Origin of the sequence: Shigella sp. FJ200513, assembly GCF_040495915.1 — a bacterium.
In the GTDB taxonomy this organism is placed as follows: Bacteria; Pseudomonadota; Gammaproteobacteria; order Enterobacterales; family Enterobacteriaceae; genus ECMA0423.
Genome location: NZ_JBDYCV010000140.1, coordinates 1 through 8,066 on the forward strand (window position 1 = coordinate 1; position 8,066 = coordinate 8,066).

Sequence of the window (8,066 nt, forward strand, 5' to 3'; positions counted from 1 at the left end):
AGCTGATAGAAACAGAAGCCACTGGAGCACCTCAAAAACACCATCATACACTAAATCAGTAAGTTGGCAGCATCACCCGACGCACTTTGCGCCGAATAAATACCTGTGACGGAAGATCACTTCGCAGAATAAATAAATCCTGGTGTCCCTGTTGATACCGGGAAGCCCTGGGCCAACTTTTGGCGAAAATGAGACGTTGATCGGCACGTAAGAGGTTCCAACTTTCACCATAATGAAATAAGATCACTACCGGGCGTATTTTTTGAGTTATCGAGATTTTCAGGAGCTAAGGAAGCTAAAATGGAGAAAAAAATCACTGGATATACCACCGTTGATATATCCCAATGGCATCGTAAAGAACATTTTGAGGCATTTCAGTCAGTTGCTCAATGTACCTATAACCAGACCGTTCAGCTGGATATTACGGCCTTTTTAAAGACCGTAAAGAAAAATAAGCACAAGTTTTATCCGGCCTTTATTCACATTCTTGCCCGCCTGATGAATGCTCATCCGGAATTCCGTATGGCAATGAAAGACGGTGAGCTGGTGATATGGGATAGTGTTCACCCTTGTTACACCGTTTTCCATGAGCAAACTGAAACGTTTTCATCGCTCTGGAGTGAATACCACGACGATTTCCGGCAGTTTCTACACATATATTCGCAAGATGTGGCGTGTTACGGTGAAAACCTGGCCTATTTCCCTAAAGGGTTTATTGAGAATATGTTTTTCGTCTCAGCCAATCCCTGGGTGAGTTTCACCAGTTTTGATTTAAACGTGGCCAATATGGACAACTTCTTCGCCCCCGTTTTCACCATGGGCAAATATTATACGCAAGGCGACAAGGTGCTGATGCCGCTGGCGATTCAGGTTCATCATGCCGTTTGTGATGGCTTCCATGTCGGCAGAATGCTTAATGAATTACAACAGTACTGCGATGAGTGGCAGGGCGGGGCGTAATTTTTTTAAGGCAGTTATTGGTGCCCTTAAACGCCTGGTTGCTACGCCTGAATAAGTGATAATAAGCGGATGAATGGCAGAAATTCGAAAGCAAATTCGACCCGGTCGTCGGTTCAGGGCAGGGTCGTTAAATAGCCGCTTATGTCTATTGCTGGTTTACCGGTTTATTGACTACCGGAAGCAGTGTGACCGTGTGCTTCTCAAATGCCTGAGGCCAGTTTGCTCAGGCTCTCCCCGTGGAGGTAATAATTGACGATATGATCATTTATTCTGCCTCCCAGAGCCTGATAAAAACGGTTAGCGCCGGGGTTGGATTTTTCAGCGTTCCAGCTAAGGCTAAGGCATTCCTGTTCAAGCGCAAGCCGGGCTATAAAGCGCATTATCGCTTTACCCGTGCCCTTATTTCGATCGCACTGAGAAACATACAGCTCTTTAATATGCAGCTGACCGCTGTATCGGGGCGAGGGATAAAGAATATTGCAACATGCCAGGCCAGTAATGTTATTGCCGCAGCGCGCTCTGATCACCAGGGTACCGGAAAGCCGGTTGAATAACTTTTTACAGAGATAATCCTTCATCAACGCTTCCTGAATGATACCTTCGCCATAATAGGGGTCGTCTCAGAAAACGGAAAATAAAGCACGCTAAGCCGGTTGCAGAGGCCGTAGCGGCCTGAACTTCCCCGCGCCGATCTTGGCGCTGCTGCGCCATAGGTAATCACCGGTCAGGTTGATGTGCTCCCAGCCGAGTGGCGACAGGTACTGCAATAGCGAGTCATCGACGGCATGACCATTGCCGCGCAACGCATGCGCCGCACGCTCCAGGTAGACCGTGTTCCACAGCACGATGGCCGCCGTCACCAGGTTGAGGCCGCTGGCCCGGTAGCGCTGCTGCTCGAAACTGCGGTCACGGATTTCACCAAGGCGGTTGAAGAACACGGCACGGGCCAGCGCATTGCGCGCCTCGCCCTTGTTCAGCCCGGCATGCACGCGGCGGCGTAGCTCGACGCTTTGCAGCCAGTCGAGGATGAACAGCGTGCGCTCGATGCGGCCCAACTCGCGCAGCGCGACGGCCAAGCCGTTCTGGCGCGGGTAGCTGCCGAGTTTCCTGAGCATCAGCGAGGCCGTCACCGTGCCCTGCTTGATCGAGGTGGCCAGCCGCAGGATTTCGTCCCAATGGGCGCGGACGTGCTTGATGTTGAGCGTGCCGCCGATCATCGGCTTGAGCGCGTCATAGGCGGCATCGCCCTTCGGGATGTAGAGCTTGGTGTCGCCCAGGTCGCGGATGCGCGGCGCGAAGCGGAAGCCCAAGAGGTGCATCAGGGCGAAGACGTGATCGGTGAAGCCCGCCGTGTCGGTGTAGTGCTCCTCGATCCGCAGGTCGGATTCGTGGTACAGCAGGCCGTCGAGCACGTAGGTTGAGTCGCGCAGGCCGACATTGACCACCTTGGTGTGGAATGGCGCGTATTGGTCGGAGATGTGGGTGTAGAAAGTCCGTCCTGGGCTGCTGCCATATTTTGGGTTGATGTGCCCCGTGCTCTTTGCCTTGCTAGCGGTTCGGAAATTCTGTCCGTCCGATGATGATGTGGTGCCATCGCCCCAGTGCCCGGCAAAGGGATGCCGAAACTGAGCGTTGACCAGTTCAGCCAACGCTGTCGAGTACGTTTCGTCGCGGGTATGCCAGGCTTGCAGCCAAGCGAGCTTCGCGTAGGTCGTGCCGGGGCAGGACTCGGCCATCTTGGTCAGGCCCAGGTTGATCGCGTCGGCCAGGATCGTGGTCAACAACAGGTTCTTGTCCTTGGCCAGATCGCCCGATTTCAAGTGCGTGAAGTGCCGGGTGAAGCCCGTCCACTCATCGACTTCGAGCAGCAGTTCGGTGATCTTGACGTGCGGCAGGACCATGGCTGTCTGGTCTATCAGCGCCTGCGCGGTGTCGGGCACCGCCGCATCCAGCGGCGTGATCTTCAAGCCCGACTCGGTGATGATGGCATCCGGCAGGTCGTTGGCTGCCGCCATGCGGTTGACGGTGGCAAGTTGTGCTTCCAGCAGCGTCAGCCGCTCATGCAGATATTGTTCGCAGTCGGTGGCCACGGCCAGCGGCAATTCGCTGGACTGCTTGAGGCTGGTGAACTTCTCGGGCGGTACCAGGTAGTCCTCGAAGTCCTTGAACTGGCGTGAACCCTGCACCCAGATGTCGCCCGAGCGCAGGGAGTTCTTCAACTCGGACAGCGCGCACAGTTCGTAGTAGCGCCGGTCGATGCCGGCGTCGGTCATCACCAGTTTCTGCCAGCGCGGCTTGATGAAGCCGGTCGGTGCATCGGCTGGCAGCTTGCGGGCGTTGTCGGTGTTCATGCCGCGCAGCACCTCAATGGCATCAAGCACGTTTTTGGCGGCGGGCGCGGCCCGCAGCTTGAGCACGGCAAGGAATTCCGGTGCATAGCGGCGCAGGGTGGCGTAGCTCTCGCCGATGCGATGCAGGAAATCGAAGTCATCGGGTTGCGCGAGCTTCTGCGCCTCGGTGACGCTCTCGGCAAAGGAATCCCAGGACATGACGGCCTCGATGGCGGCAAACGCATCGCGGCCTGATTGCTTGGCGTCGATCAGCGCCTGACCGATGCGCCCGTACAGACGTACCTTGGCGTTGATGGCCTTGCCTGACGCCTGGAACTGCTGCTGATGCTTATTCTTGGCAGCGTTAAACAGCTTACCCAGGATGCGGTCGTGCAGGTCGATGATTTCGTCGGTGACGGTGGCCATGCCCTCGGTGGCCAGCGCCACGAGAGTGGCGTAGCGCCGTTGCGGCTCGAATTTGGCCAGGTCGGCGGGTGTCATCTGGCCGCCCTCGCGGGCAATCTTGAGCAGGCGGTTCTGGTGAACCAGCCGCTCGATGCCGGTAGGCAGATCGAGTGCCTGCCATGCCTTGAGGCGTTCGATGTGTTCCAGCATATGCCGCGAATTTGGCTTGGCCGGAGACTGGCGCAACCAAGCCAACCAGGTCGTCTTGCCGTTGTCCCGGCGCTTGAGCAGATCGTCGAGGCGGCGGCGATGCGCGTCCGCCAGTGGTTCGGCCAAGGCGTCGTAGATGCGCCGGTTAGCACGGGTGATCGCCTCGGCACTCGCCCGCTCGACGGCGTTGAGGGCGGGCAGAATGACCGACTGCCGCCGCAGGTGCCCGATCAAGGCGCTGGCCAGCACGATGCCTTTGTCGGTTTGCATCGCCAGCTCGGTCAGCATCTGGACGGCCTGCCGGTAATGGCTCATGGTGAAGGGCCGGAAACCGAACACGGTTTGCAGCTCGCTCAGGTGCTCGCGCCGGGTCTGCTCCCGCTGGCCGTACTCGTTCCAGCTTTCGACGCCGACCTTGAGCTGGTCGGCGACCAGCTTCAACAAGGGCGGGAACGGTAGTTCATCGACGCCCAGGATGACGCCGGGAAAGCGCAGGTAACAGAGCTGCACCGCGAAGCCCAGCCGATTGGCTGGCCCGCGCCGCTGTCGGATGATCGAGAGGTCGGTATCGTTGAATGTGTAATGTCGGATCAGGTCGTCCTTGGAGTCCGGCAACGCCAGCAGGCTTTCCCGCTCGGCGGCGGACAGGATGGAACGACGTGGCATATTTACTGATCCGTTCTCAAGTATTGATACAGGGTTTCGCGACTGATTCCGAATTCACGAGCAAGCTTGGTCTTTTGCTCGCCAGCCTCGACACGTTGGCGCAGTTCGGCAATACGCTCAGACGACAGGGATTTCTTCCTGCCACGGTAAGCCCCGCGTTGCTTGGCGAGCGCAATACCCTCGCGCTGACGCTCGCGGATCAGGGCGCGCTCGAACTCGGCGAACGCGCCCATCACCGAGAGCATCAGGTTCGCCATCGGAGAGTCTTCGCCAGTAAAACTGAGGTGTTCCTTGACGAATTCGATATGCACGCCGCGTTGTGTCAGCGTTTGCACGATCCGGCGCAAATCATCGAGATTGCGCGCCAGGCGATCCATGCTATGCACCACCACGGTGTCGCCGGTGCGGGCGAAGCTTATCAGCGCTTCCAGTTGCGGACGCTTGACATCCTTGCCGGATGCCTTGTCGCTAAAAGCGCGATCAACCTTGACGCCTTCCAGTTGCCGTTCCGGGTTCTGGTCGAAGGTGCTGACCCTGATATACCCAATGCGCTGTCCAGTCATGGAATTCCCTGCAAAATGTCAGGGAAGACTCTATGACCTTCAACGAGATATGTCAATAAATTCAAAATTCAATCCTATCCTGACGCAATTTACACATGGCATCTGACATCAGGTTAGGGTATGCCTCAACCTGACGGCGGCGAATCACAAGCGTCCGGTTTGACGCTGGTTTCGGTCGCAGTGCTGGCCCGCGCCTGGAAGCGCTGATAGCACTCCAGCCCGCAGAAATGCTCCACGTACTCGGCCCCTTCCGGCGTGAAGGCGGCATCGAGCGGGATTTCCTTGCAGCACACGCAGCAACTGGTGCTCGGTTCATTGGCGTTCATGGTGGTGTTCCTCCATTGGTTGACGAAGCCGACGAAGGCCGCCGCCGGCATCGGCCTGGCGAACAGGAAACCCTGCACCGTGTCGCAACCCGCCTGCCGCAACCACGCAAGGCAGTCGGGTGTTTCCACACCCTCGGCTACCACCTCCATTGTCGTTTTCAGAAGACGGCTGCACTGAACGTCAGAAGCCGACTGCACTATAGCAGCGGAGGGGTTGGATCCATCAGGCAACGACGGGCTGCTGCCGGCCATCAGCGGACGCAGGGAGGACTTTCCGCAACCGGCCGTTCGATGCGGCACCGATGGCCTTCGCGCAGGGGTAGTGAATCCGCCAGGATTGACTTGCGCTGCCCTACCTCTCACTAGTGAGGGGCGGCAGCGCATCAAGCGGTGAGCGCACTCCGGCACCGCCAACTTTCAGCACATGCGTGTAAATCATCGTCGTAGAGACGTCGGAATGGCCGAGCAGATCCTGCACGGTTCGAATGTCGTAACCGCTGCGGAGCAAGGCCGTCGCGAACGAGTGGCGGAGGGTGTGCGGTGTGGCGGGCTTCGTGATGCCTGCTTGTTCTACGGCACGTTTGAAGGCGCGCTGAAAGGTCTGGTCATACATGTGATGGCGACGCACGACACCGCTCCGTGGATCGGTCGAATGCGTGTGCTGCGCAAAAACCCAGAACCACGGCCAGGAATGCCCGGCGCGCGGATACTTCCGCTCAAGGGCGTCGGGAAGCGCAACGCCGCTGCGGCCCTCGGCCTGGTCCTTCAGCCACCATGCCCGTGCACGCGACAGCTGCTCGCGCAGGCTGGGTGCCAAGCTCTCGGGTAACATCAAGGCCCGATCCTTGGAGCCCTTGCCCTCCCGCACGATGATCGTGCCGTGATCGAAATCCAGATCCTTGACCCGCAGTTGCAAACCCTCACTGATCCGCATGCCCGTTCCATACAGAAGCTGGGCGAACAAACGATGCTCGCCTTCCAGAAAACCGAGGATGCGAACCACTTCATCCGGGGTCAGCACCACCGGCAAGCGCCGCGACGGCCGAGGTCTTCCGATCTCCTGAAGCCAGGGCAGATCCGTGCACAGCACCTTGCCGTAGAAGAACAGCAAGGCCGCCAATGCCTGACGATGCGTGGAGACCGAAACCTTGCGCTCGTTCGCCAGCCAGGACAGAAATGCCTCGACTTCGCTGCTGCCCAAGGTTGCCGGGTGACGCACACCGTGGAAACGGATGAAGGCACGAACCCAGTGGACATAAGCCTGTTCGGTTCGTAAGCTGTAATGCAAGTAGCGTATGCGCTCACGCAACTGGTCCAGAACCTTGACCGAACGCAGCGGTGGTAACGGCGCAGTGGCGGTTTTCATGGCTTGTTATGACTGTTTTTTTGGGGTACAGTCTATGCCTCGGGCATCCAAGCAGCAAGCGCGTTACGCCGTGGGTCGATGTTTGATGTTATGGAGCAGCAACGATGTTACGCAGCAGGGCAGTCGCCCTAAAACAAAGTTGGGCGAACCCGGAGCCTCATTAATTGTTAGCCGTTAAAATTAAGCCCTTTACCAAACCAATACTTATTATGAAAAACACAATACATATCAACTTCGCTATTTTTTTAATAATTGCAAATATTATCTACAGCAGCGCCAGTGCATCAACAGATATCTCTACTGTTGCATCTCCATTATTTGAAGGAACTGAAGGTTGTTTTTTACTTTACGATGCATCCACAAACGCTGAAATTGCTCAATTCAATAAAGCAAAGTGTGCAACGCAAATGGCACCAGATTCAACTTTCAAGATCGCATTATCACTTATGGCATTTGATGCGGAAATAATAGATCAGAAAACCATATTCAAATGGGATAAAACCCCCAAAGGAATGGAGATCTGGAACAGCAATCATACACCAAAGACGTGGATGCAATTTTCTGTTGTTTGGGTTTCGCAAGAAATAACCCAAAAAATTGGATTAAATAAAATCAAGAATTATCTCAAAGATTTTGATTATGGAAATCAAGACTTCTCTGGAGATAAAGAAAGAAACAACGGATTAACAGAAGCATGGCTCGAAAGTAGCTTAAAAATTTCACCAGAAGAACAAATTCAATTCCTGCGTAAAATTATTAATCACAATCTCCCAGTTAAAAACTCAGCCATAGAAAACACCATAGAGAACATGTATCTACAAGATCTGGATAATAGTACAAAACTGTATGGGAAAACTGGTGCAGGATTCACAGCAAATAGAACCTTACAAAACGGATGGTTTGAAGGGTTTATTATAAGCAAATCAGGACATAAATATGTTTTTGTGTCCGCACTTACAGGAAACTTGGGGTCGAATTTAACATCAAGCATAAAAGCCAAGAAAAATGCGATCACCATTCTAAACACACTAAATTTATAAAAAATCTAATGGCAAAATCGCCCAACCCTTCAATCAAGTCGGGACGGCCAAAAGCAAGCTTTTGGCTCCCCTCGCTGGCGCTCGGCGCCCCTTATTTCAAACGTTAAACATCATGAGGGAAGTGGTGATCGCCGAAGTATCGACTCAACTATCAGAGGTAGTTGGCGTCATCGAGCGCCATCTCGAACCGACGTTGCTGG

At 55.2% G+C, this 8,066-nt stretch carries 7 protein-coding genes and 1 pseudogene; 3 read left to right on the forward strand and 5 right to left on the reverse strand.

What is annotated here, in order from left to right:
• Positions 1-300: 300 nt before the first annotated feature.
• Positions 301-960 (forward strand): type A-1 chloramphenicol O-acetyltransferase, encoded by a 660-nt coding sequence (locus ABZJ92_RS19435; protein WP_000412211.1) that lies wholly within the window; start codon positions 301-303, stop codon positions 958-960.
• Between the two features lie 200 nt (positions 961-1,160).
• Here the strand turns inward: ABZJ92_RS19435 and ABZJ92_RS19440 are convergent, their stop codons facing one another.
• The 5 genes from ABZJ92_RS19440 to intI1 form a co-directional block, all read right to left on the reverse strand.
• On the reverse strand, positions 1,161-1,538 hold the full coding sequence (locus ABZJ92_RS19440) for a GNAT family N-acetyltransferase (RefSeq protein WP_000656305.1): 378 nt from the start codon (positions 1,536-1,538) through the stop codon (positions 1,161-1,163).
• A 66-nt stretch (positions 1,539-1,604) separates the two neighbouring features.
• Entirely contained in the window at positions 1,605-4,571 is a 2,967-nt protein-coding gene (locus ABZJ92_RS19445; protein WP_001138064.1) for a Tn3-like element TnAs3 family transposase, read from the reverse strand.
• 2 nt (positions 4,572-4,573) lie between these two features.
• Entirely contained in the window at positions 4,574-5,134 is a 561-nt protein-coding gene (locus ABZJ92_RS19450) for a recombinase family protein (protein ID WP_000147567.1), read from the reverse strand.
• A 125-nt stretch (positions 5,135-5,259) separates the two neighbouring features.
• The gene (locus ABZJ92_RS19455) at positions 5,260-5,610 is read right to left on the reverse strand and encodes a DUF3330 domain-containing protein (RefSeq protein WP_000454193.1); all 351 of its coding nucleotides are present in this window, start codon (positions 5,608-5,610) and stop codon (positions 5,260-5,262) included.
• Positions 5,611-5,812: 202 nt separating this feature from the next.
• Positions 5,813-6,826 (reverse strand): class 1 integron integrase IntI1, encoded by a 1,014-nt coding sequence (gene intI1, locus ABZJ92_RS19460; RefSeq protein WP_000845048.1) that lies wholly within the window; start codon positions 6,824-6,826, stop codon positions 5,813-5,815.
• Between the two features lie 209 nt (positions 6,827-7,035).
• Here intI1 and ABZJ92_RS19465 point away from each other — a divergent pair, with 209 nt between their 5' ends.
• Together ABZJ92_RS19465 and ABZJ92_RS19470 are read left to right on the forward strand one after the other, a co-directional pair.
• Positions 7,036-7,866: an oxacillin-hydrolyzing class D beta-lactamase OXA-1 gene (locus ABZJ92_RS19465; RefSeq protein WP_001334766.1), complete on the forward strand. Its 831-nt coding sequence runs from the start codon at positions 7,036-7,038 to the stop codon at positions 7,864-7,866.
• A gap of 112 nt (positions 7,867-7,978) precedes the next feature.
• Positions 7,979-8,066, forward strand: a pseudogene (locus ABZJ92_RS19470) (ANT(3'') family aminoglycoside nucleotidyltransferase); the annotation flags it as partial.

What these genes read in the sequence shown, in the direction of transcription:
- intI1 (WP_000845048.1), bottom strand. Translation starts at nt 6,826, where the DNA reads ATGAAAACCGCCACTGCGCCGTTACCACCGCTGCGTTCGGTCAAGGTT.
- ABZJ92_RS19435 (WP_000412211.1), top strand. Translation starts at nt 301, where the DNA reads ATGGAGAAAAAAATCACTGGATATACCACCGTTGATATATCCCAATGG.
- ABZJ92_RS19465 (WP_001334766.1), top strand. Translation starts at nt 7,036, where the DNA reads ATGAAAAACACAATACATATCAACTTCGCTATTTTTTTAATAATTGCA.
- ABZJ92_RS19450 (WP_000147567.1), bottom strand. Translation starts at nt 5,134, where the DNA reads ATGACTGGACAGCGCATTGGGTATATCAGGGTCAGCACCTTCGACCAG.
- ABZJ92_RS19445 (WP_001138064.1), bottom strand. Translation starts at nt 4,571, where the DNA reads ATGCCACGTCGTTCCATCCTGTCCGCCGCCGAGCGGGAAAGCCTGCTG.
- ABZJ92_RS19455 (WP_000454193.1), bottom strand. Translation starts at nt 5,610, where the DNA reads ATGGAGGTGGTAGCCGAGGGTGTGGAAACACCCGACTGCCTTGCGTGG.
- ABZJ92_RS19440 (WP_000656305.1), bottom strand. Translation starts at nt 1,538, where the DNA reads ATGAAGGATTATCTCTGTAAAAAGTTATTCAACCGGCTTTCCGGTACC.